The 24,262-nt window shown below is 35.9% G+C and carries 21 protein-coding genes; 11 read left to right on the forward strand and 10 right to left on the reverse strand.

All coding sequences use genetic code 11. The features are described from left to right. The first annotated feature begins 2 nt into the window (after positions 1-2). From antB to AC2117_RS09530, 4 genes are all read left to right on the forward strand, one after another. On the forward strand, positions 3-494 hold the full coding sequence (antB, locus tag AC2117_RS09515; RefSeq protein ID WP_133973653.1) for an anthranilate 1,2-dioxygenase small subunit: 492 nt from the start codon (positions 3-5) through the stop codon (positions 492-494). A 5-nt stretch (positions 495-499) separates the two neighbouring features. Continuing rightward, positions 500-1,534: an anthranilate 1,2-dioxygenase electron transfer component AntC gene (antC, locus tag AC2117_RS09520; RefSeq protein WP_133973655.1), complete on the forward strand. Its 1,035-nt coding sequence runs from the start codon at positions 500-502 to the stop codon at positions 1,532-1,534. 322 nt (positions 1,535-1,856) lie between these two features. Continuing rightward, positions 1,857-3,068 carry an OprD family outer membrane porin gene (locus AC2117_RS09525; RefSeq protein ID WP_413773099.1) on the forward strand — a complete coding sequence of 404 codons (1,212 nt, stop codon included), beginning with the start codon at positions 1,857-1,859 and terminating at the stop codon, positions 3,066-3,068. A 17-nt stretch (positions 3,069-3,085) separates the two neighbouring features. Further along, the gene (locus AC2117_RS09530) at positions 3,086-4,429 is read left to right on the forward strand and encodes an MFS transporter (protein ID WP_133973659.1); all 1,344 of its coding nucleotides are present in this window, start codon (positions 3,086-3,088) and stop codon (positions 4,427-4,429) included. 67 nt (positions 4,430-4,496) lie between these two features. Here the strand turns inward: AC2117_RS09530 and AC2117_RS09535 are convergent, their stop codons facing one another. From AC2117_RS09535 to AC2117_RS09555, 5 genes are all read right to left on the reverse strand, one after another. After that, positions 4,497-5,483: an AraC family transcriptional regulator gene (locus tag AC2117_RS09535; protein WP_133973661.1), complete on the reverse strand. Its 987-nt coding sequence runs from the start codon at positions 5,481-5,483 to the stop codon at positions 4,497-4,499. 325 nt (positions 5,484-5,808) lie between these two features. Continuing rightward, complete coding sequence (locus tag AC2117_RS09540) at positions 5,809-6,594, reverse strand: 3-hydroxybutyrate dehydrogenase (protein WP_133973663.1); 786 nt, start codon at positions 6,592-6,594, stop codon at positions 5,809-5,811. Positions 6,595-6,627: 33 nt separating this feature from the next. Continuing rightward, positions 6,628-8,049, reverse strand: a complete 1,422-nt coding sequence (locus AC2117_RS09545) for a GntP family permease (protein ID WP_197730896.1) — start codon at positions 8,047-8,049, stop codon at positions 6,628-6,630. A gap of 541 nt (positions 8,050-8,590) precedes the next feature. Beyond that, positions 8,591-8,929, reverse strand: a complete 339-nt coding sequence (locus AC2117_RS09550) for a hypothetical protein (protein WP_133973665.1) — start codon at positions 8,927-8,929, stop codon at positions 8,591-8,593. A 449-nt stretch (positions 8,930-9,378) separates the two neighbouring features. After that, positions 9,379-9,780 carry a J517_1871 family lipoprotein gene (locus AC2117_RS09555; RefSeq protein WP_133973667.1) on the reverse strand — a complete coding sequence of 134 codons (402 nt, stop codon included), beginning with the start codon at positions 9,778-9,780 and terminating at the stop codon, positions 9,379-9,381. 191 nt (positions 9,781-9,971) lie between these two features. On the opposite strand from AC2117_RS09555, the gene AC2117_RS09560 reads away from it, so the two are divergent. The 5 genes from AC2117_RS09560 (at position 9,972) to AC2117_RS09580 (ending at position 15,207) form a co-directional block, all read left to right on the forward strand. After that, positions 9,972-10,853, forward strand: a complete 882-nt coding sequence (locus AC2117_RS09560) for a LysR family transcriptional regulator (protein WP_133973669.1) — start codon at positions 9,972-9,974, stop codon at positions 10,851-10,853. A 245-nt stretch (positions 10,854-11,098) separates the two neighbouring features. Next, positions 11,099-11,803: a CoA transferase subunit A gene (locus tag AC2117_RS09565; protein WP_016138175.1), complete on the forward strand. Its 705-nt coding sequence runs from the start codon at positions 11,099-11,101 to the stop codon at positions 11,801-11,803. Between the two features lies 1 nt (position 11,804). Further along, positions 11,805-12,446 carry a 3-oxoacid CoA-transferase subunit B gene (locus AC2117_RS09570; RefSeq protein ID WP_042896384.1) on the forward strand — a complete coding sequence of 214 codons (642 nt, stop codon included), beginning with the start codon at positions 11,805-11,807 and terminating at the stop codon, positions 12,444-12,446. Between the two features lie 113 nt (positions 12,447-12,559). After that, positions 12,560-13,969, forward strand: a complete 1,410-nt coding sequence (locus tag AC2117_RS09575) for a short-chain fatty acid transporter (protein WP_133973671.1) — start codon at positions 12,560-12,562, stop codon at positions 13,967-13,969. A 65-nt stretch (positions 13,970-14,034) separates the two neighbouring features. Beyond that, positions 14,035-15,207, forward strand: a complete 1,173-nt coding sequence (locus AC2117_RS09580) for a thiolase family protein (RefSeq protein ID WP_133973673.1) — start codon at positions 14,035-14,037, stop codon at positions 15,205-15,207. Positions 15,208-15,254: 47 nt separating this feature from the next. On the opposite strand, the gene AC2117_RS09585 is transcribed toward AC2117_RS09580, so the two are convergent. The 4 genes from AC2117_RS09585 to AC2117_RS09600 form a co-directional block, all read right to left on the reverse strand. Beyond that, on the reverse strand, positions 15,255-16,148 hold the full coding sequence (locus tag AC2117_RS09585; protein ID WP_042896782.1) for a LysR family transcriptional regulator: 894 nt from the start codon (positions 16,146-16,148) through the stop codon (positions 15,255-15,257). Between the two features lie 243 nt (positions 16,149-16,391). Further along, positions 16,392-17,285, reverse strand: a complete 894-nt coding sequence (locus tag AC2117_RS09590) for a LysR substrate-binding domain-containing protein (RefSeq protein WP_004642755.1) — start codon at positions 17,283-17,285, stop codon at positions 16,392-16,394. Between the two features lie 545 nt (positions 17,286-17,830). After that, positions 17,831-18,052 (reverse strand): hypothetical protein, encoded by a 222-nt coding sequence (locus AC2117_RS09595; protein WP_080028261.1) that lies wholly within the window; start codon positions 18,050-18,052, stop codon positions 17,831-17,833. Positions 18,053-18,163: 111 nt separating this feature from the next. Next, positions 18,164-18,346 carry a hypothetical protein gene (locus tag AC2117_RS09600; RefSeq protein WP_042896391.1) on the reverse strand — a complete coding sequence of 61 codons (183 nt, stop codon included), beginning with the start codon at positions 18,344-18,346 and terminating at the stop codon, positions 18,164-18,166. Positions 18,347-18,759: 413 nt separating this feature from the next. Between AC2117_RS09600 and AC2117_RS09605 the strand changes: the two genes are divergently transcribed. Further along, entirely contained in the window at positions 18,760-20,178 is a 1,419-nt protein-coding gene (locus AC2117_RS09605; RefSeq protein WP_133973675.1) for an aspartate ammonia-lyase, read from the forward strand. Positions 20,179-20,236: 58 nt separating this feature from the next. On the opposite strand, the gene AC2117_RS09610 is transcribed toward AC2117_RS09605, so the two are convergent. Continuing rightward, the gene (locus AC2117_RS09610) at positions 20,237-22,438 is read right to left on the reverse strand and encodes a TonB-dependent siderophore receptor (protein ID WP_133973677.1); all 2,202 of its coding nucleotides are present in this window, start codon (positions 22,436-22,438) and stop codon (positions 20,237-20,239) included. A 528-nt stretch (positions 22,439-22,966) separates the two neighbouring features. On the opposite strand from AC2117_RS09610, the gene AC2117_RS09615 reads away from it, so the two are divergent. Continuing rightward, the gene (locus AC2117_RS09615) at positions 22,967-24,253 is read left to right on the forward strand and encodes an MFS transporter (protein WP_133973679.1); all 1,287 of its coding nucleotides are present in this window, start codon (positions 22,967-22,969) and stop codon (positions 24,251-24,253) included. The last annotated feature ends 9 nt before the right edge of the window (positions 24,254-24,262 follow it).

Genomic DNA, 24,262 nt, shown 5'->3' on the forward strand with positions numbered 1-24,262 from the left:
CCATGTCACAAGAACTATATTTTGCTGTATCTCAGTTTTTGTACAAAAAAGCAGAACTTTGTGATGCTTATGACTGGGATGCCTATTTAGACCTTTACGATGAAGATAGTGAATATCATATTCCACAGTGGATTGATGACCATAACTATGTTCAAGATCCGAATCAGGGCTTGTCTTATATTTATTACGCAGACCGCACTGGACTCGAAGACCGTGTATTCCGTATTCGTACCGGAAAAGCAGCTTCGGCAACGCCATTACCACGCACTTTACACAGCATGAATAACATTCGAGTTAAAACACTGGATGATGGTCTAATTGAAGCAAAAGTTGCATGGCAAACACTGTATAACCGTCAAGGTTTAGAAGGCTGTTTTTACGGACACGCTACTTATCTTTTACGCCAAACAGCAGATAGTTTCCGCATTCGTCGTCAGCACAGCATTTTGCTCAATGACAAGATTGATTCCGTTTTAGACTTCTATCACGTTTAAGGGGAATGAAAATGGGACATTCAGTTGCACTTAACTTTGCCGATGGCAAAACCTTTTTCATTTCGGTAAATAACGACGAATTGTTGCTCGATGCAGCAGTTCGCCAAGGAATTAACCTACCGCTAGACTGCCGTGAAGGTGTTTGTGGTACCTGTCAGGGACAGTGTGAAACAGGCATTTATGAACAAGAATATGTCGATGAAGATGCATTAAGTGAGCGTGATTTGGCTGAGCGTAAAATGTTAGCTTGCCAGACGCGTGTGAAATCGGATGCAGCTTTTTATTTCGATCATGATTCAGCCATTTGCAATGCTGGTGATACTTTAAAAATTGAAACCAAAGTGACTGCGGTTGAGCTGGTTTCTGAAACGACAGCAATTTTGCATCTTGACGCGAGCAGTCACGCTGAACAACTTCAGTTTTTACCGGGTCAATATGCTCGTTTGCAAATTCCAGATACTGAAGATTGGCGCTCATATTCATTTGCCAATAGACCGAACGCAACCAATCAATTGCAATTTTTAATTCGTCTATTGCCAGATGGTGTTATGAGCAATTACTTGCGTGATCGCTGTCAGGTTGGACAAACTCTACTCATTGAAGCACCTCTAGGTAGTTTCTATTTGCGCGAAGTAGAACGACCACTGGTTTTTGTGGCAGGTGGAACAGGATTATCAGCTTTCTTGGGAATGCTTGATAACTTGGTTGATCAGCCTAACTCACCTGCAGTTCAGTTGTACTACGGCGTAAACAATGAAACCGACCTGTGTGAACAACAGCGTTTACAGGCCTACGCAGAACAGCTTCCAAACTTTAGCTATCACCCGATCGTGACTAAAGCAACGGAAAGTTGGCAAGGTAAAGCGGGTTATATTCACGAGCATTTAAATAAAGATCAATTGGCTGAGCAGGCTTTTGATATGTATTTATGTGGTCCGCCACCGATGATTGAAGCCGTAAAAAATTGGTTAGATGAGCAATCTTTGCAAAACTATCGTATTTACAGCGAGAAGTTTTTACAGAGCAATACATCGCGCTAAAACGTAATAGCTATTACCTAAACATAGAAAAATTAAATCAATTCAATATGCTCTGTAAGGAGTGTATTGAATTTTTTGTATAAAACAATAAAGTTAATGAATTTCAATATTTTAATATAAAAACAAAAATGATGCTTTTTATCTAATTTGGAAAAAATGGATGAAGATTAGGACTTATTGGATAGTGACTACTGGCTAAAAATAGTTCAATCAAAGTCATGTAATAACTTTGATTACATAAGAAAAGCCCAGCCATTTTCTAAATTAAGGCGTTTTATTTATGCATCGACCATGGCCAATTTATGGACAACAGAAAACGTTAATGCTCATCAATATTTTATGTTGCAGTGCATTTTCTACTCAGGCTTATTCAGCGGATGAAGAATGGAAATTTACATTAAAAAATGCATATATAGATAGAAACTATGACAATCCAGATGTAAAAGACACGGGTAGCTGGTCGCAATCAGTTTCTCTATTTTATAACTCCAATATGCATGACACGCCGTTAGAAATTGGCGGAACCCCGATTCAAATTGGGGCAAATGCTTCAGCACAATATGCGGTTCGCTTAAGCCAAGATAAACATGTTGCAGATACCATATTACCTTTTGATAAAGCAACTCAGTCCCAAGCGCCCGATTATTTAAAATATGGTGCAACATTAAAATTAGGCTATAACAAGACTCTACTAAGCATTGGTGAATTATGGCTGGATTTACCCGTAACCACTGTAGATGCAAGTCGTCAGCTACTGACCTCTTATTGGGGAACCAACCTTAAGTCTCAATTAAACGATAAGCTTTTTGCTGAAATTGGCCGTATTGAAAAAGTATCGCCACGAAATGAAGAAGACTTTCACCGATTTTCTTTTACTTCAAAAGGTGTGACTGGCTACTCCGACGGCCTTAACTACATAGATCTGCGCTATCAAATCACGCCTACGTTGAAGGGCGAATATTACTTTGGAAATATGGAGAATTTATATAATAAACATTATGTCGGTGTTGAACACCTATGGAAAAACTCCAATTTTTCAGTTAATTCAAAATTCAAATATTTCAATGCCAAAGATAATGGAAATCTTTTCGACATCGATGCGCAGAATGTAGGTTTATTAGAAACGCTTAAAGTAAAAAATCACAGCTTTGGCTTGGGTTATCAACAAATTATTGGTGAGTCTGCCTACCCGCTACCTGATGGTTTCTTGCCTGAAACTTATTTTATTAACTGGAATACAACTGGTTTCTTCAAAAAGGATGAAAAGTCTTATCACTTCATCTATGGCTATGACTTTAAAGATCAGGTGCCCGGTTTAAATACGACTTTCAAATATGTATATGGCGATCACTTTAAATCAGCAGATGGCTTAAAAAACAAAGAAAATGAAGCAAACGTTATTGTCAATTATGCCCTTCAACAGCCTTTTCTCAAAGGTTTAGCCCTTCAGTACATCTTTATTAATTACGACATTAAGCATGGAAATGATTTCTCTGAAAACCGTTTCTTTGTCAATTACAGCAGAAAATTTTAATGAGTTAAGGAATACATATGAAAACAATAGATGCAAATACGATTATCAACCGCGAAAAACTATCCCCCTTACAATGGACGGTTTTTATCCTAGGATTTTTTGTCTTCTTCTGTGATGGCTTAGACACAGGGATTATTGGTTTTATTGCTCCCGCTTTACTGGATGACTGGGGAATTACCAAGCCTCAACTTGCTCCTGTTTTAAGTGCAGCTTTAGTCGGTATGTCAATCGGGGCAATCATTTCGGGGCCTTTGTCTGATAAGTTTGGGCGTAAAGGCGTCATTGTTTTTACGAGCCTATTATTTTCAATATTTACGATTTTGTGTGGTTTTGCCGACTCGACTCAAGATTTAATGATTTATCGCTTTATTACAGGTATAGGTTTAGGCGCAGCTATGCCAAACATCAGTACCATTGTCTCTGAATATATGCCTGTAAAACGTAAAGCATTCCTTACCGGTCTTGCTGGCTGTGGTTTTATGCTGGGTATTTCTTGTGGCGGTGTGTTATCAGCTTATCTGTTAGAAAGTTATGGTTGGGCTAAGGTCATTATTATTGGTGGAAGTATTCCCCTCATTTTAGTGGTTGCCTTATTACTTAAATTACCTGAATCAACTCAATACTTAATTACGCGCCAACAACAAGATAAAGCACAGCGTATTTTAGAAAATATTCAGGGCCATTCATTTCAAGAACCTGTAAAACTTGTTTTAACTCAAACAGAAAATGCCTCAGATGAAAATCCGGTTAAAATCGTTTTGGGGAAATACCTGTGGGGTTCAAGCATGCTTTGGCTGTGCTGCTTTACGAGTCTTTTAGTGTTTTATCTTTTAACAAGCTGGATGCCAACAATTTTAAAAACAGCTGGTTTTACGACGCAACAATTTAGTTTAATTGCAGCTATTTTCCCTTTTGGTGGTGTGATTGGTGCAACCATTATGGGTTGGTACATGGATAAACTGAACCCGACCACAGTCATTAAATACTCTTATTTAATTGCTTTTGGGCTATTTATTGTCGCTGGTCTGGTGAGCTCAAATATTTTCTTGTTAGGGCTTACTATCTTCTTAATTGGTGCATTACTCGCGGGTGCTCAATCTTCTTTACTACCGCTTGCAGCTATGTTCTACCCAGCAGTGTGCCGTGCGGTTGGCGTTTCGTGGATGCATGGTATTGGTCGTATCGGCGCAATTATAGGTGCTTTTTTTGGATCACTCATTTTCACGTTTAACTTAAGTTTAAGTGGTATTTTCTTCATTCTCGCATTGCCAACGTTCATCTCATTTATTGCCCTTAGTCTTAAAGTCATTCATGAAAAATCAAAAAGTAAACAAGTGTTGAAGCTTGAAGAAAGTATATAAATATTAATCGATAAATAAAAAACTGATTTAGGCAACTAAATCAGTTTTTTATTTGGAAAATTAAATATCAGAAAATTTTGCCTTTAGTTTCACTTGGGTTTTCGCCAAACTCTTCACGATATTCTTGAGAAAAACGACTTAAGTGGTTAAAGCCCCAATCATAAGCAAGCTTTGAAATAGAAATTTTTCTATCTGCTCCTGTGGTGCTCAAAATCTTATAAATTTGTTGGAGACGATATTTTTTCAAATAGGACATTGGACTTGTGCCGTAGCACTGTTGAAATTCGTCATACAACTTTGATTTTGAAACCCCAGCCAGACGTTGCAAATCTTCTGCACGGATTTCTTCATGGGCATGCTCAATAATAAAATTACGAACTTTACGAAGGTAAGCTGGTTCATCCTGATGTGAGAGTAGTTTTAACGCTTCAGAATAATTATTTTCTTGAGACAATAATAAAGCTTTAATGACAAAATTTTCATAATCTTCAGACAGCATCTGCAAACCATAAAAATTGCTATATTGCGATTTTAGCTGTAAAAAATTCTGAATATTTTTCCACCAAGCACCAATAAGTTGCTCAGAATCTAGATGCATTTCAGGATTAAAAATGATGGGAGTTTCTATGGGTTTATTCAGTAGATCTGCAAGAACAATTTGCATACTCCGCTCAGGAATAACCACCTGAAATTTTCTGCAATCTTTATCAATCACTAAATCTTGCTGATCGTTATTTGAAACAATCAGACCTCTGTTTTCATCAGATTGATAATGAGCGCCACGAATGTTGAGAACTTGTCGCCCATGTATCGGCAAACTAATGCTATAAGCTTTTAAATTTGAGATATTAATGGCTACATTTGCACCATAACTGATCGTGCCAATTGCCATTTTTTTATTAGGCAGGCGCATTCCATCATAGTGAAAATCGAGAGTATCTTTGTAAATTGTGTCTAGACGGTGTTCTCCACAAATCGTGGACATCAAATTCTGCGCAAATTCAGCTTTGCGTGAATAATGATTGAGTTCCGTCTGTTGGCTGAGTGATATCATATCCTTTTCACCTAGCTAAATAACTTATTGCTAAAAAAGCAACTTGTATGCCAATTAATATCCTTTAATTGACGAATTTTCTTGAAAATTATCATATCAAGAAAGAGAGTAAAGATTACTTTCTCATACTCTATTAGATTTTAAAATTGGAAATAAGTTAAATACCTTTAAAGTATAATTTCATACCTTAAAAACTTATTTTATTGGATTTTTTATAAGCAACTATAGTTGAGATAAATCATCGTTTTGAACACTAAACTTACATATCTTTTATTTATAAAAAAACCGCTTATTAAAGAATAAGCGGCTTTTATAAAACTCTAAATTATTGTGCGGTATAACCACCATCCATAACCACAGCCTGACCCGTTACCCCACCTGCTTTGTCACTCGCAAGGAAAATTGCATAATCAGCAATTTCTTCAACAGATAACAAACGTTTTTGAGGAACCATTGCCAAAATTACATCTTCAAGTGCACTGTCTAAACTTACATTACGAGTTTTTGCCAAATCTGCGATTTGACCACGAACCAATGGTGTATCAACATAACCTGGGCAAAGTGCATTTACGGTAATACCATCGCGTGCGCATTCTAATGCCGCAACTTTTGTCAAACCGATTAACCCATGTTTAGCACTGTTGTAACCTGCTTTTCCAGCAAAGCCAATCAAGCCATTAATTGAAGCCATATTAATAATACGGCCAGATTTTTGAGCTTTCATGATTGGAAAAACATGTTTAATACCAATAAATGAACCCGTGAGCATGACTTGAACTAACTTTTGGAAAACAGCCGTTGGAAATTCTTCAATAGATGCAACATGTTGAAAACCAGCATTATTAATTAAGATATCAACCGTACCAAAAGTCTGCTGAGTTAACTCAATCGCTTGTTTATAAGCATCTTCGTCAGTTACGTCACATGGTGCAGATAGTGCGTCAAAGCCTTGTTCTGTTAGCAGCTTTGCCGTTTCTTGGCACTTTTCGGCATTCATATCAGAAATGACAACTTTCGCACCTTCTTGAGCAAATTTCTTGGCAATCTCTAGACCGATACCACTTGCAGAACCTGTAATAAAGGCTACTTTTCCGTCTAAAAGTTTAGTCATCTATTTACTCCTTAATACTTATAACGTGCTGATTTAAACAATACCCGTCACGGTAAAGACCGTAATCACAACAAATACCGCTAATGTTTTAATTACGGTGACTGCAAAAATATCCTTATACGACTGTTTATGGGTTAAACCTGTAACAGCAAGCAATGTAATCACAGCGCCATTGTGAGGAAGCGTATCCATACCACCCGATGCCATTGCAACCACGCGATGCATGACTTCTGGCGGAATACCGGCTACTAAAATCGCAGCGTTATAGTGTTCAGCCATCGCACTTAAAGCGATACTCATACCACCAGAAGCTGAACCGGTAATACCCGCTAAAACCGTTGTGGTCACTGCTCCATTCACTAAAGGATTTGTGAAGGTACTACTCATTGCATGGCTAATCATGGCAAAGCCCGGTAATGAGGCAATAATCGCACCAAAACCATATTCAGAAGCTGTATTCATCACTGCTAGAAGTGAACCGCCAATACTGGCATTAATGCCTTCTTTAAAGTTAGTCACTACACGCTGATAATCAAATAAAATTGCAGAAATAATCCCGACAATAAGCGCTAAACCAACAGCCCAGATGGCACCAGTTTTTGCAACATCTACAGTGTAGTCAGCTAAACCAACGGCAGCAAAATCAAAGCCATTTGGATACCATTCTTTAATCGCTTTAGACAAATATTTGTTCATCACAGCAACGAGAATAAGAGGTACAAATGCTAAAAACTGACGAGCTGCACTACCATTATTTTGCAGAGTCATATCGGCTTCAATTTCTTGAGACGCCGTATTGTTTACTCCAAACCCAGAGAAGCCTTCCCCTGCTTTTACAGCAGCACGACGACGCCACTCTAAATAGCTCAAACCTGCACATAAAACAAAAATGGCACCAATAATCCCTAAAAACGGTGCGGCATAAATATTGGTACCAAAGAATGTAGTTGGAATTACGTTTTGGATTTGCGGCGTACCCGGCAATGCATCCATGGTAAATGTAAATGCACCAAGCGCGATAGTTCCCGGAATTAAACGTTTTGGAATATTAGCTTGTCTAAAAAGTTGGTTAGCAAAAGGATAAATTGCAAATACAGCAACAAATAAGCTGACACCGCTATAGGTTAAAATTGCACCTAATAATACAACCGTTAAAATTGCTTTTTTAGCCCCAATCCATCTCACAATAGTTCGTGCAATAGACTCGGCAATTCCAGACATTTCAACGACTTTACCGAAAATTGCCCCGAGCAGAAATACAAGAAAGTAATCTTTAATAAAGTTCACCATTTTGGGCATAAATACACCCGAATAAAACGGCAAAACATTGGCTGGGTTAATGAGCAAAACCGCGAGTAAGGCACAAATTGGTGCCATGAGAATGACGGAAAAACCCTTGTAAGCTGTATACATTAACAGCCCAAGTGAAAGTAGAATTACAAATAATTCCCACATATATTCTTTCTCCCTAAAGAATAGATATTAGGTTCAATAAAATTACCAAAAGATATTTAGGTTATCCCAAACCTATAATGATAAAAATCACAATATCTATGCTTGGTAATAGGTAAATGAGCTAAAAAATAAAATATCACTAAAATATTTAAAAACAATGTAATTTATTTAAATTTTAAAATAATATATAAAATACAAATACTTATATTATTTAATTGGTAAAATTTAATTATTTAAAGAATTACTATTGTTTTATAAAACTAATTAATTATTGAGTAAATTATATTAATACCTCCATATTATTTAACAAAGACAATTAAATAATATATTTTTTAAAATAATTTAATAAATATTCTTTAATTTTTTCAGAAATATCATATTAGAAGAATTTTCATATAAATTACCCTTCTAGGTGAGTTGAGTAATTTAAAGAAAAGATAGGATGTAACTATGACCAAGCGGGACTCTTACACCATTTTACTTTCTTCCAGAAAATAAAAAACCCACTCATTGGGTGGGTTTGGTCAGTTAAAGTTTGAAATTAAATAGCTTCTATAACGATATACTTTCCTTCATAGAAAAGACCTTCGGTACTTGTTTCTTTTAATTTGCAATAAATCGCAATCGGATGGGTCAATTTTCTATTTTCGTCACTCGGAACATGCGTAATCCCAGATAAAAAATTTGAATTATCATTTTCTAAACTCCAGGAAGCACCACTGTCTTTATGCCATTTGCTATTTGGATATTTAGAATCTAACCATTCAATACATTGCTTCATTGTTGAAAATTTTTTTGTTTCCTCTTTTTCAATTTTTGATGCCGCACTTACCGAGGCTCCAAACGTTAAGAATAAAGCTCCAATTAAAGTTTTTCTCATGAAAATACCCTTTATTATTAATAATTAAAATTTAAGAACTTAAGATATAAAAAAACCACCCTTAGGTGGATTAGTTTTTAGGAAGAGTTTTGTTAATTTCACTACTGGCAGTTTCATGAAGTTTTAATAAGTTAAAACTTTCATAGTTAGCTAAAATACAAAAAAGAAGAGCGGCTAGTAAAATTAGGGTTATCTTATTCATTTCATTTTACCTTAGAGATTTTATTTTTTATAATCCCGCAATGGTACATTAAAATATTATCAAAACCTTAATTATTAAGAATCTACCACAATTTATTACAAAAGCTGCTTTAAACTTAACCAAATTTTTTAAATCTCTTAATAGCAATACGACTTACGAATCAACAGCAATGAGCAGACGTAATTTTTGGGTCATCTTTAGTTCATTCAAGTAATAAAAACGACTGCTGGATTATGAAGATGGTTATCTATAATTCTTTAGCGCACTTCAATGAAGCTGCCTTTAAGTCATTATCGGCTTTGTAGACCATATTTGAATTAGAGGCACTCAGAGTTATTCTAGCTTCGAGTATATCTCTGTTTAAAAGCTTCACTTCTAGAGTCATACCATTTTGAATGTAAATTATACTATTTGCATACTTAACTTTGTTGAATACAACATGCCCACTGGTATCGTCACAAAGTATTCCGTTGCCATCTGAATCAAGTTTTATTGTTGATATGCTTGGGCCAATCGAAATTGTCCATATCCCTGGTACTGAAAGTGTTGAAGGTTCCACTTCACTAAATTTATTATTAATCATATGATTAGTTGGAGTTACACACCCACTTAATAAAAAAAACAAGCTCAATGCAAATATCTTTTTCATGAAGTTATCCATTTTAGTTATGAGTAAAATTTACCAGATCGGAAAATAGAAAACTACCCGAAGGTGACTTAAGTAGTTCAGCCTATTGTTCTGCACTTTCTTTTTCATATTTTTTGTCAAAAAACATCATATTAGACAAGTTTTCGTATAAATTACCCTTCTAGGTGAGCTGAGCAATCTAAAGGAATGAAATGACGCTTAAACAACTAAAAGCTTTTTTAGCCCTTGCGCGGACACTCAACTATGCCAATGCATCTTTAGAGTTACATCTAAGCCAATCGGCTTTAAGCCTCACCATCAAAAGCTTAGAGGAAGAATTAGGCGGTAAATTGTTTAACCGTAATACACGCCGTGTTGAGCTTACACAGGAAGGCAAATCCCTCATTCCCTATGCTAAAAAATTACTTGCCAATTGGGAGGAAATGGAAAACGATGTTAAACAACGCTTTAAGCTTAATCGTGGAACATTAAGTATTGCCTCAATGCCATTTGTGACTCATGCAATTCTGCCAGAGGTGATTCATCAATTTTTAGCACTTCATCCCAATCTGAACTTTTCAATTCAAGATATTCCCAATGAGACCATTATAGAAAAAGTACAAGATGGTATTTTTGAACTGGGTATTTGTTTTGAGCCTGATCTTACCGAAGGCTTAGAGTTTAAACCTTTGTTTGAGGAAGATTTCTTAGCCTTATTACCTAAAAATCATCCTCTTGCCGACTCTGATTCTATTACATGGCAAGAGCTTTGTTCAAATCCATTCGTTACATTGCAAAAGCCTTCAATTGTTCGATATTTAGTTGAGCAGAATTGTTTGCGAAATAATATGACGCTTGATTTAAAAGTTGAATGCCATCAAATTTCATCGCTTTCGAGCTTTGTTGCTTACGGAATTGGGGTAAGTGCGATTCCAAGGCATTTTGCGAAACATATTAATAAAGAACATAATGTATTAATCGAATTAAAAGACGAAACTATTCGTAAGACCGTTGGAATTGTTTATAAAAAGAATTTTGAAATTTCAAATATTTCTACTCAATTTATTGAGGCATTGATTCAATATAAATTTTAAAAATTAAATACTGGATTTTAGGATGAGATAAGCTTACGGCCAAGGTGAATTTCTTAATTATTATATTTTTCAATAACCTGAGACAATATTTTAAAAGATTTTAGCTTTGTATGCTTCTGATCTTTTGTTGTTAATTTGATAGCATTCATTGATTATACTTATTAATCCTTTAAAAAAATTAACTTCTATAATACAAATTGAGATGCTAAAAGTAAGATTACTAAGGGATATAGGAAAATAATAGAATGAATAAAGTTTATGCCAATGCAGAGGCAGCACTAAAAGATGTTATTGCAGATAATCAAACACTTGCCGTTGGTGGTTTTGGTTTATGCGGAATTCCGGAAAAACTGATTGTTGCAGTTAAGCAAAGTGGCGTAACTGGTCTTACTTGTATTTCAAATAACGCAGGTGTAGATGATTTTGGTTTAGGTATTTTGCTTCAAACTAAACAGATTAAAAAAATGATCTCTTCTTATGTGGGAGAAAATAAAGAATTTGAGCGCCAATATTTAAATGGTGAACTTGACGTAGAACTCACTCCACAAGGGACCTTAGCTGAAAAGTTACGTGCTGGTGGTGCTGGTATTCCTGCATTTTACACTCAAACTGGTGTAGGCACACTGATTGCTGAAGGTAAAGAAGAACGTACCTTTAAAGGCAAAAACTATATTTTAGAAGAATCATTAACAGCGGATATCGCACTTGTTAAAGCATATAAGGCAGATAAAGCGGGTAATTTAGTGTTCCGTAAAACTGCTCAGAACTTTAACCCTGAATGCGCAATGGCTGGAAAAATTACGATTGCAGAAGTTGAACAAGTTGTTGAAATCGGTGAGTTAGATCCAGATGAAATCCATTTGGCAGGTATCTATGTAAATCGTATTGTACTTAATGCATCACCTGAAAAGCGTATTGAACATAAAACTTTAAGCACGGAGGCAGTATAAAATGGCTTGGTCACGCAATGAAATGGCACAACGTGCTGCGAAAGAACTTGAAGATGGGTTTTATGTCAATTTAGGTATTGGCTTACCTACCCTAGTTGCCAATTATATTCCTGAAAATATTAATGTTTGGCTTCAATCTGAAAACGGTTTATTAGGTATTGGCGAGTTTCCAACTGAAGAAACTGTTGATGCCGATTTAATTAATGCAGGTAAACAAACGGTTACTGCTCGCGCTGGCGCTGCTTTTTTCTCAAGCTCAGCTTCATTTGCCATGATCCGTGGCGGCCATGTAAACATTGCAATTTTAGGTGCAATGGAAGTTTCCGAAAATGGAGACTTGGCCAACTGGATGATTCCGGGTAAGAAAGTCAAAGGTATGGGCGGCGCGATGGACTTGGTTGTTGGTGTCCAAAAAGTTGTTGTTCTTATGGAACATTGTGCAAAAGATGGTACGCCAAAAATTGTGAAAAACTGTAGTTTACCTTTAACCGGTAAAGGTGTTGTGCACCGCGTAATTACTGACTTAGGTGTAATGGACATTACTCCACAAGGTGTTGAACTGATTGAACTTGCTAAAGATGTCACACTTGAACAGATTCAAGCTGTTACAGGTGTCGAATTCTATAAAACCTTAGTTGCTTAAATTTTAATTTTTTAGTTAGCCAGACAAGACTTAAGCTAGAAAGTGAGCTTAAGTCTTAGCCTTTTTAAGCACCGGATGTGCTGTCTATAAGAACGAGAAGGATTTTTTCAGCTATGGAAAAACAGCAAGGAATTTTTGAAAGATTTGCCCTTCGGATTAGTGATTGGTCTGAAAAGTGGTTTCCAGATTCATATATTTTTGCACTACTCGGCGTCATTATTGTGTCGATTGCCGCTTTGGGTATTGGTGCCCCAATTCAAGATGTAGCAACTTCTTTCGGTAACGGTTTCTGGAGTCTTATTCCCTTTACCCTACAAATGACCATGCTGATTATTGTGGGTTATGTCGTTTCTGTATCTAAGCCAATAAAATTCCTGATTCAAAAAATGGCGCATATTCCAAATTCTGGGCGTGGTGCTATTGTTTTGGTTGCAACTGTCAGCTTGTTAATTTCACTGGTCAATTGGGCGGTAAGTACCATACTTACTGCACTTTTGGTGATCGCATTAGCGAAGCGTAAAGAGCTGAATATGGATTATCGTGCTGCCGCAGCGGCTGCGATTATTGGTATGGGTGCAACTTGGGCATTAGGGATCAGTTCTTCAGCAGCACAGCTTCAAGCGAATAAAAGCAGTTTGCCTGAGTCGATTTATAATTTGACCGGTGTTATTCCATTTACAGAAACCATCTTTCTTTGGCAATCCATTGCGATGACCATTATTCTGGTGATTGTTTCAATCGCAATCGCGTATTGGTCAGCGCCAAAAGGCAATAATGTTAAAACGATTGAAAGTTTTGACATTCAGTTTGAAGAAGAAAAGCCACATGAGGAAAAATCTACTCGTCCGGGTGACTGGTTAGAAAACTCGCCTATTTTAACGATTATTGTGGTGGCTTTAGGCTTAATCTGGATGTTTTTTGAATTTTCAAAAAGTAATCCGATCATTGCCATTTCAAGCCTAAACACTTACAACTTTGTGTTTTTAATGCTTGGGTTAGCGTTACATGGCACACCACGAAACTTCTTAAATGCTGTTTCAAAGGCAGTTCCAGCTGTATCAGGAATCTTAATTCAGTTTCCGTTGTACGGAAGTATTGCATTTATCATGACGCAAGCTTTAAACAGTCAGGATTTATCGCTGTCACACTATGTTGCCGAGTTTTTCGTCTCAATCGCTTCAAAAGAAACCTTTGCAATTGTGATGGGAATTTACTCCGCCATCCTTGGGTTCTTCGTGCCATCTGGCGGTGGAAAATGGATTATTGAAGCCCCATATGTCATGCAAGCAGCAAATGATTTAAAAGTTCATTTAGGCTGGTCTGTACAAATTTATAATGCAGCCGAAGCTTTACCGAATTTAATCAATCCATTCTTTATGCTTCCAATGTTAGGCATTCTAAAACTAAAAGCAAAAGATGTGATTGGTTTTACAGTCACTCAGCTCGTCGTGCATTTTCCTTTAGTTTTATTTTTATTGTGGTTCTTTGGAAGAACGCTTAGCTACACCCCACCTACTTTTTAATTTACGGGCGCCTTTAGTCTCGGCTAGAGGCAAATTTAGCAAATACACCAATAAGAGATATTAAGATGAGTTCAATTGTTATAGTTTCAGGTAGCCGCACTGCAATGGGCGGTTTTCAAGGCAGTCTATCCACTTTAACTGCACCAGAACTTGGCGCTGCTGTCATTCGCGAATCGATCCAACGTGCAGGTGTTGCACCTGAACAAGTAGATGAAGTTATTTTTGGTTGTGTATTGAGTGCAGGCATAGGTCAAGGGCCTGCTCGTCAGGCTATGCGTAAAGCTGGTGTACCTGATCATGTAGGTGCAGTCACCATTAATAAACTTTGCGGTTCTGCCATGAAAGCAGTGTTAATGGCATCAGACACCTTAAAAGCTGGTAGTGCTAACATTATTGTTGCGGGTGGTATGGAGTCCATGAGTAATGCTCCATATATTTTGCCAAAAGCACGTGGCGGCTACCGTATGGGCCATGGCGAAATTAAAGATCATATGTTTTTAGATGGTCTTGAAGATGCTGAAACGGGTCGATTGATGGGTTCTTTTGCGCAAGACATGGCAAATACCAAAGGCTTTACACGTGAGCAAATGGATAACTTTGCGATTTCTTCACTGAAAAAAGCGCAAACTGCCATTACACAAGGTTACTTCAAAGAAGAGATTGTTCCTGTTGAAGTAAAAACTCGTAAAGGTACCGAAGTTATCGATCAAGATGAGCAACCATTAAAAGCGAATCTTGAGAAAATCCCAACATTACGCCCTGCCTTTAGCAAAGACGGTACAATTACAGCTGCAAACTCAAGCTCAATTTCTGATGGTGCTGCTGCATTAGTACTCACTACTGAAGAATATGCAAAAGAGCATGGTTTAAATACTTTAGCAAAAATTGTTGCAACTTCGACCCATTCACAGCATCCAAGCGAATTTACAATTGCTCCGATTAGTGCGATTCAAAAAGTACTTGAGCGTGCTGGCTGGTCTGTTGACGAGGTAGATGCTTGGGAAATTAATGAAGCTTTTGCAATGGTTGCAATGGCACCAATTCACGACTTAGGTATCGATGAAGCAAAAGTTAACATACATGGTGGTGCATGTGCTTTAGGACACCCAATTGGCGCAACTGGTTCAAGAATTATCCTTTCTCTTATCTATGCTTTAAAACGCTTAGGTAAAAAGAAAGGTGTTGCTGCGTTATGTATTGGTGGCGGTGAAGCTACAGCAGTCGCAATTGAAATCTAAAAATTCAAAACAAAGAAGATGTAAGAGTTTTTCTTACATCTTCTTTTTTAGACTTTAAAAAGTTCATAACAGGTTTGGCGGAACCATTTATGGCTACTTTTATGATGACAAGACATATGCCAATGTTGTTTAACATCATAAGTTGGGAAGTCGAGAGGTGCCGGTAAAATCTGTAAATTTTCTCTGACCAATAAGACTTGGCTCAAATAATACGGCACGGTTGCAATCGCATCTGTTTCTTGAACGACTAAACCCACCCCTAGATAACTTGGTAAGCGAATTAGAATATTTCTGTCTAATCCTTTGTTCTGTAATTCATTTTTAATATGGTAGTGACCGATCCCTGCATCAATATCGATATGATATTCACGCATATAGTCTTCTAAAGTAAAATTATTTGGATCTAAACGAGGATGGCTCTTTGAGCTAATCACAACATAATGTTGTTTGAAAAACTTCTGTTGATAAAAGCCTTCTTCCAATTGGGGTAAAAAGCCAATTGCAAGGTCAATTTCACCATTTGCCATTTGATAACTAGTTTCTGGTGTAATCGGCCGAATATTCAAGCGAATTAAAGGAGCTTTCTCTTTTAAATAGTTTGTTAATTGCGGCAATAAGACCAGATGAGATACGTCAGTCATCGCAATAGTAAAAAGTTGATCCGAAGTAAGTGGGTCAAAGTTCACACTAAAGTTGTTAATACTTTCAACTTTATCAATAACTTCACTAATGAGTGGAAAGATTTCTTTAGCCAATTCGGTTGGAATCATTTCATTCCCAACACGAATAAAAAGCGGGTCATTAAAATGCTGACGGATTTTGTTCAGTCCATTACTAACACTCGGTTGTGTGAGGCCAATCGCATCAGCAGCCATTGAAACGCTTTTAAACCGATAAATATGATAAAAAATATTTAGTAATCTACTATCTAGATCAAACAAAATTGTCTCCGTCTGGATCAAATAATCCATTCAAAAGGAATGAAATCAGGTACAGCATATATAAAAATGCTCACTAGATTTTTGAATTATTGATATATGGTCTAAATTAACAAAGAACCTAGACCATGAGCAATGCTTTATAAAGCCTTTCATCATAAAGACAAAGGTATGGGCGCTTTAATTGATTACTTTGTATGTAAATATGTTGAATACAATACATATCCTTATAAGTTTTTATAAATTTTAATCAGGCTGAGTTTGGAAGCCCTTCCAGATTTGCTGGACTGCTTTGTTATCACTCAAATTATTTTTAAAAATATAAATATCTTGAGGAAGACAATACTCATGATGATCTAACATAACCAATTTTCCATTCGCAAGATCTTCTTCTACATTGATTTTTGGAATCCATGCAACGCCTAGACCTTGTAATACGAGCTCCTTTAAATTAGTTGCATTATCAGTCTCGTATAAGGTTTTATAAATCAGCTTACCCTCGATCAGTTGGTCTACTAATTTTCGCAAATAAGCATGTTTACTATAAGCAAGCAATGAAAAATTATTTTGAATTGTATGCTTAGGCGTATGGTCTGCTTCGGTAGCCGATACAGGAACAATCTCTGTTTCAGCAATCTTGATCCCACTTAAAATATCATCACCAACACGGTTAATATGAGATCGGTCTGCATAACAAATCATAAAATCGCAGGCACCTTCTTTTAAAAGAGATAAACCCTCGCCACTATTTGTCGCTACAATTTCAATTTTTAAATCACGCATAAACGTTGGAAATTTTTTCAAAAAAGTCGTTAAAAAACCAGAAGCTAGTGAGTGAACCACACAAAAACGAATGGTAGATTCGGTTTCATTTTTAATATTTTTAATCAGCTTAGCGGTCTCTTCCACCTGCTTCTCAATATTTTTAGACATAACCAGCATAATTCGCCCGATGTCTGTAAATTCAATATTATTTTTATTATTTCTAATAATAACTTCAGCTCCAATCATCTCTTCTAATTGCTGAATTCTACGTGTAAAAGCGGATTGACTAATAAATCGTTTTTCTGCTGCTTTTGAAATAGAACGCTCTCGCTCCAATGTCAAAAGATCTTCTACCCAACGTACTTCTAAGTTCATTTTATGCATTCCCTTTTTATAGTTATGTCCTTAATTTATCTTGTTGGGAAGCTGAAGAAATAGCTGAATAGATGAATGAAAAATATAAAACATGGGAGTACCTGCAAAAATGCGATGGAAGAATGGCAAAGCCAAACGATAAAAATAAGTATTTAATAATTCTGACATAGAAAAGAGCGTAAGAGAATAAAAGACTTTGATTTAACTCTACAACTCATACAAATATAAAATTCTTCTAATAAAAATTATTTTAAATCAATAATTAAATTAAACATAACGCTAGTAAATGAATAATTCAACCTTAATAAAAAATAAGAATAGTCCGATGATTTCTTCATGTTTTAATTTTGATAAAAAAAGTCCGCACCTTGGGGAAGAATACGGACTGTAAAACTAAAATATTACTATTTTGATCATTTCAGGATTTAAGCTTTCTGACCTAATGAACTCATTCAAATCAGAAGATATATTTGCAGTATAGTTCCACTAAAGAAACCTGACTATTCTACTAAAGTATCTATCCCAAATCGGACCGAAACAAATTTCTAATATTCACCAATGAGATAATATAGCTTTCTTGAAATTTCAACCATCATGTTAGAAGTATATTGAGTAATTTCAAAAACTTGCTTTTTCTGTGGATTAAATACCATATTATCTTTTTCATCGCTAAAAAAGATATATGTGGTGTATTTATCCATTTGATGGATATGCTCTTTTAAGCTTACTTTTTCCCCAGAATTGGGATCATAGGCGATAAACTTCATTCTCATGAATTTTGTCTCTATACATACAGTCTTTTACCTAAAATTTAATAAAACTTAGATAAAATAATATTTTGATGGATAATATAAAATAGTTAAGCTGAGTAACCGTGGCTATTTATAAGATATGGCTACGATATTATTTGCCTTGTTTACAGAGGTTTCTGCAGAGGCAATAGACTGCTCAGCTTCTTTAAGCAGACGAGAGGTTTTAGACTCACTCTTCTCTTCACCATGGAAAAGTACATAGTATGTAAAACTACCCAAAATAATTAATGCAGCTGTGACTTTTAACATAAACTTAAAAACTAGGATTTTTTTGTATTATAGTGCCTTTTATGTGAAATGCATCACATTTTTATATAAATTTGTTAGATAAGCTACACTTTCGATAATATTATGGCCGTTAAGTTACTTGATAATTCACTTAAATTAACGAGTCTAAAATTTTGTATACGGTTATTTTTTTAATTACGTGATCATTTAGTTCATTCAGTAATTTTATACATTAAATTTAACTAAACAGTAAACCATTAATTTAAAAAATAAAATTTAGATTTAATGAGCAAAGAAAAAAGTTTTTTTATTTTTAGGTTTAGAAAAGAAAAAATCTGATATGCAAAAAATGCATAATTAACTTGATAAATGCATTAGAAGTGAAGCATTTCGAAATCTAATATGAATTATCTACTCTACTAATTCGAAGTTTAATGATGAACGCTGAAATTACCACCCGTATTGAGAAGGATCTTATTGGTTATAGAGAAATCAATAATAATGATTATTACGGAGTTCAAACATTACGTGCTCTAGAAAACTTTAACTTAACTCAAAGCAAAGTTAGAGATTTCCCTCATTTAATTAAAGCGTTAGCAATGGTAAAACTTGCTTGTGCTGAAGCGAATCATAATCTTAAAAGCTTAGATCAAACTAAATTTGAAGCAATTGAATACAGTTGTAATCAACTTATTCGCGGTAATTTTCACGATCAATTCCCGATCGATATGTTACAAGGTGGTGCTGGTACTTCAACCAATATGAATGCAAATGAAGTATTGGCGAATGTTGCTTTAGAATATATGGGACATGCAAAAGGCCAATATCAATATTTACACCCTAATAATGATATCAACATGTCACAGTCTACAAATGACGTGTACCCTACTGCAATTCGTTTAGGCTTATTATTAAATTTAGACGAATTGAATCTCCCTTTTAATAACTTAATTTTAAGTTTCCGTAACAAGTCTCAAGAATTTGCTCACATCTTAAAAATGGGTCGTACTCAGTTGCAAGATGCTGTACCAATGACATTAGGTCAAGAGTTTGGAGCTTTTGCAGTAACCTTACAAAAAGATCTTGAGCAAATTAATACGCTTATTCCAAATGTACTGGCTTATATGAACCTTGGCGGTACAGCGATTGGTACAGGAATCACCACTGAATTTAACTATCGCGAACTTGCGATCCAAGCGCTTGCAAAAATCTCTGGTAAGAAAATTAAGTCATCTCCTGATTTAATCGAAGCAACTTCAGATATGGGCGATTTCGTTCTTTTATCTGGTTTATTAAAACGCACAGCAACTAAGCTATCGAAAATTGCTAACGACTTGCGTTTACTTTCAAGTGGACCTCGTACCGGCATTAACGAAATTAACCTAGAAGCACGTCAACCGGGTAGTTCAATCATGCCGGGTAAAGTAAACCCAGTTATTCCAGAAGCGATGAACCTTGCTTGTTTCCAGATTATTGCAAATGATTTGGCTGTAACTTTGGCTGCTGAAGCGGGTCAATTACAGCTTAATGCAATGGAACCACTTATTGCATTCAAACTATTTGAATCGATGGATTTGCTTGGTAACGCGATGACAATGTTCCAAAGTAAATGTATTGATACGATTACGGCGAATCCTGAGCATTGTAAAGCTTTAGTTGAAAATTCAATTGGTATTGTGACTGCACTTAACCCATATTTGGGTTATGAAACTACAACTCGTATTGCTAAAACTGCAAACGAAACTGGAGAAAGTGTATTGGCACTCGTTCAGAACGAAGGCTTATTATCAGCACAAGTGCTTGATGATATCTTGTCGATTAATAATATGGTTAAACCAAAAATGTCGGCTTAATTCCTGAAATAAAAAAAGGAGCTTTTATAAGCTCCTTTTTTTATTTGTTTTATAAATTTTAAAAATTAAAAGTTGTAGAGAATTGAGCTGTACGAGGATTACCTAAGAATAAGTAGTCATCGCCCATAAATGCGCCTACATCACGCCAATATTTCTTATTAAATAAGTTGTCAATATTGAATCTAAACGTCGTGTCATGCCCAGCAAAATTTGTTTTATAGGCGGCACCAATATTAAAGACGCTATATCCACCTACTTTTGCAGTTGCCTCTTTGTTTGCATATTTACTACTACTATATTGCATACCACTGAGTAATCTTAAACCTTCAACTGAAGGTACTTTATAAGATAACTGAGCAGTTGCCCGTACTTTCGGTACATTTTGAGTTTGATGACCTTTGTAGCTGTCACTATCAATATCAACAAGGCGAGATTTGGTATAGGTAATACCTGAGCTTACATCTACTGTATCTGTTAATGCACCTGTTAAACCTAATTCAATACCTTGATTGTGCTGTTCACCTTGCTCAATAAAATCGAAAGTTCCATCGGCATTGACTTTGCTATATTGATTATCCTGTTTTAAATCAAAAATAGCAGCTGTTAGCAAGAAGTTTTGTACTTGTTGCTTAATACCAAGTTCAAATTGTTCAGAATTTCTAGGTGATAAAATTTCAAGAGCATTATTAGAAAACCAAGGTGCTTCACTACCATCCGATAAACCTTTGGCATATGAAGCATAAAGATTAGACGTAGCAGCTGGGCTATACATGAGCGCTAATTGTGGTAAGAACTTATTTAAATCCGTATCTCGGCTTTGCTGCCCATCTGAATTATAAGCTTGCTCATCAAGGTGAATAAGTTTTCCACCTAGTAGAGTTGACCATTGATCGTTAAATTGAACTCGGTCAGATATCGTGAAAGCAGTCTGATTGCTTTCTAGAGCTTTGTAACGATCGCCTAAGCTTTCTGATGATGAGCTATAGTCAATCGTATCTTGATAGATATTACCTGTTCCTACCGCTACATTAAGAGGTGTATGGTGCTTTAAGGTCTTATAAGTACGTTGTAGTTCCAAAGCAACTTGGTGCTGAATGTTGCCAGTATTGAATTGACCATTTAACCCAGCAGCAAACTGGTTGGTAATACGTGTGTCATCTGGACTACGGAAATCGTAAATATCGTAATTACCATGTTTATCAAAAGTATTGCCTAAACCAGTAACTTCACAAATATCGTTATAACATCCCCATGGGAAAGCACTATTATCATCAATCACAACACGGCTTTGCGATGCACTTAAACTGCCGTTCCACTGATCATTAAAGACATATTGATATTTCAAGCTGGCATTTACACTGTTATTGACAACAGGCTTACTCCAAGACTGATAACCCAATAAACGGTCTTCATCAACATTTGTTGGTACTTGTCCATCAAGCAGTTGATACCCCGGAACTGAGCGTTGGCTTTGATGCTGAGCTTCAATATCAAATAATAGTTTAGAGCGATCATTAATTTTCCAATCTAAAGCAACTGAACCAAACTCACGTTTACCATTTGCGTGGTCAACATTTGGGTGAATACTTTCATGGGCTAAATTAATTCGATAGCCAAATTTATCATTCAAAAAGCCGCCTACATCCGTTGCAAGTGTATAACCACCTTCTGAGTTTGCATCTACGGTAATACTCTTAACATCGGCAGGTCGTTTGGTCACATAGTTGACAACACCACCTGGAGTCGACATTCCACTTTGAATAGCAGAAATTCCTTTTAAAATTTCTACCCGCTCTTTATTTTCTAAAGCAACGTTTTGTTCACCACGAATGTTATGGCCATTAATGAGATAACTTGAACCTAAATCGAGCGAAAAACCACGAGCTACGAAATTTGGATAATAGCCAATTGCAGCGTAGCCATCCCCTAAAGATGAATCATTTTTAATAACATCAGTCAGTGTTTTTGCGTGTTGATCTGCTATGCGCTCAGATGTAATTGTTGTGATAGAGGCAGGAATTTTTTTAATATCGCCTGTTTGAAAACCAGATAAATCAACTTTTTTTGAGGAATATAAAGCATCAACGTTTTGGGTAGCATTCACGGTAATAGTTGGGAGCTGTGAAACCTCCGCTTCATTTGCATAGACTACAGATGTCATCAGTGCAATAGATGAAGCCAATGCTGTTTTAGAACATGTTATGAAGTGAAGATTTAACGAGTGTCTGTCCATTGAATAACTACCTGTCCTACAGTGCATAATATAAGTGTGCTAAAAGTCGGAGATCTTCCATATTTTTTAGCCTCGAAAGAATACAGGGACAGATATCCAGAAACAACAAATTATATAATTTTTAGATCAAGTGAATTTTATGTAATAAAGCATGATCATTATATGAATTTTATTTATTTTCTTTGAAATTGAGACTATAACTTTTTAAGTATTACCAAATAGTCAAAATAAAACTATGCTCAAAATAGGACTAAAAATAAGGAGGAATACAATAACGAATATGGTTGATAAATTAGATATTTGATTTTAAATAAAATTTATGGTGCGATGATCATATAACCAAATTAAGGAAATGTTCGATAATCGATAAAAATATCTTTAAATCGAACAAAAGATCATACAATCACTAGAATGAAAATTTAAAATTATAAAAAATGCATGGAGAGGAATTCTAAGGTAAGTACTCAGGATTGAGTGATATTTAAAAACTCTTACGATTTCCTGCTCATTACACCTAAAAATTTCTATTTTTTTCTGCTAACTGACGGAATATATATGACATACACTAAGGAAGAAAAACGTAGCAGAATACGCGGTATTGTTGGTGCGGCCTCTGGTAACCTTGTTGAATGGTTTGACTTTTATATCTATGCAGTCTTTGCGGCTTATTTTACACAAGCCTTAACTGCACCTGACATGGATAGTTCGACCAAAGCTATTTATGTCTGGGGTGTATTTGCTGCAAGTTTTTTCATGCGTCCTATTGGTAGCTGGATATTTGGGCGTATTGCAGATCGACATGGTCGAAAAAAATCAATGGTCATTTCTATTTGCTTAATGGCATTGAGTTCCTTCTTATTTGCTGCCTTGCCTACTTACGATCAAGTCGGATTATTTGCTCCTTTTCTTTTACTCGTTGTCCGCTTACTTCAAGGCTTATCAGTCGGTGGTGAATATGGTGCCGTAGCAACCTACATGAGTGAATTAGGATTAAAAGGTCAACGTGGTTTTTACTCCTCTTTTCAATACGTCACACTCTCTGGTGGTCAATTACTGGCAAGTTTGCTCGGCGTAATTTTATTAACGTTTTTGAGTGAGGAACAATTACTTAATGGTGGTTGGCGTATTCCATTTGTTATTGGTGGTATTGCTGCAATTGTATCTTTACTCGCTCGTAGTCGCTTAGAAGAAACGCTTTCTCATCAAGACAGTGAACGTGCGGGATCAGGTAGTTTAAGAGAACTCTTTAAAAAACACTGGAAAACATTCTTATTGGTGGTTGGTTATACCTCTGCTGGTTCATTAACTTTTTATGTTGAAACCGTTTATTCAAAAACCTATTTAACGAACTTAGGTATGGATGGAAAAACCGTTGGTTATATAATGACCTTCGCGTTGTTTGTCTATATGTGTGCTCAACCTGTATTTGGTTCAATTTCCGACCGTATTGGGCGACGTTCTTCAATGTTGGCTTTTAGCTTATTATCTGCGATTTTTATCTATCCCGTTATGGCAATCGGAATGCCTAATTATATAGATTCGCCGATCATCATTACCTTGCTCCTCATTTTTATGATGTTGATCTTGAGTTTCTATACATCTATTAGTGGTTTAGTTAAAGCCGAAATGTTCCCTCCATATGTGCGTGCATTGGGCGTAGGATTTTCTTATGCAGTAGGTAATGCCATTTTTGGTGGGTCGGCACCTTCGGTTGCATTACAGTTTAAAGCTGCTGGAATTGAAAACACCTTCTTCATCTATGTCATTGTTATGCTTATTATCTGTTTCTTATGTAGCCTTGCGCTTCCGAAAAAACCAGATTATTTAGAACATGACCATTAAATAAAGAGA

Origin of the sequence: Acinetobacter calcoaceticus (genome assembly GCF_900520355.1) — a bacterium.
GTDB classification, from domain to species: Bacteria; Pseudomonadota; Gammaproteobacteria; order Pseudomonadales; family Moraxellaceae; genus Acinetobacter; species Acinetobacter calcoaceticus_C.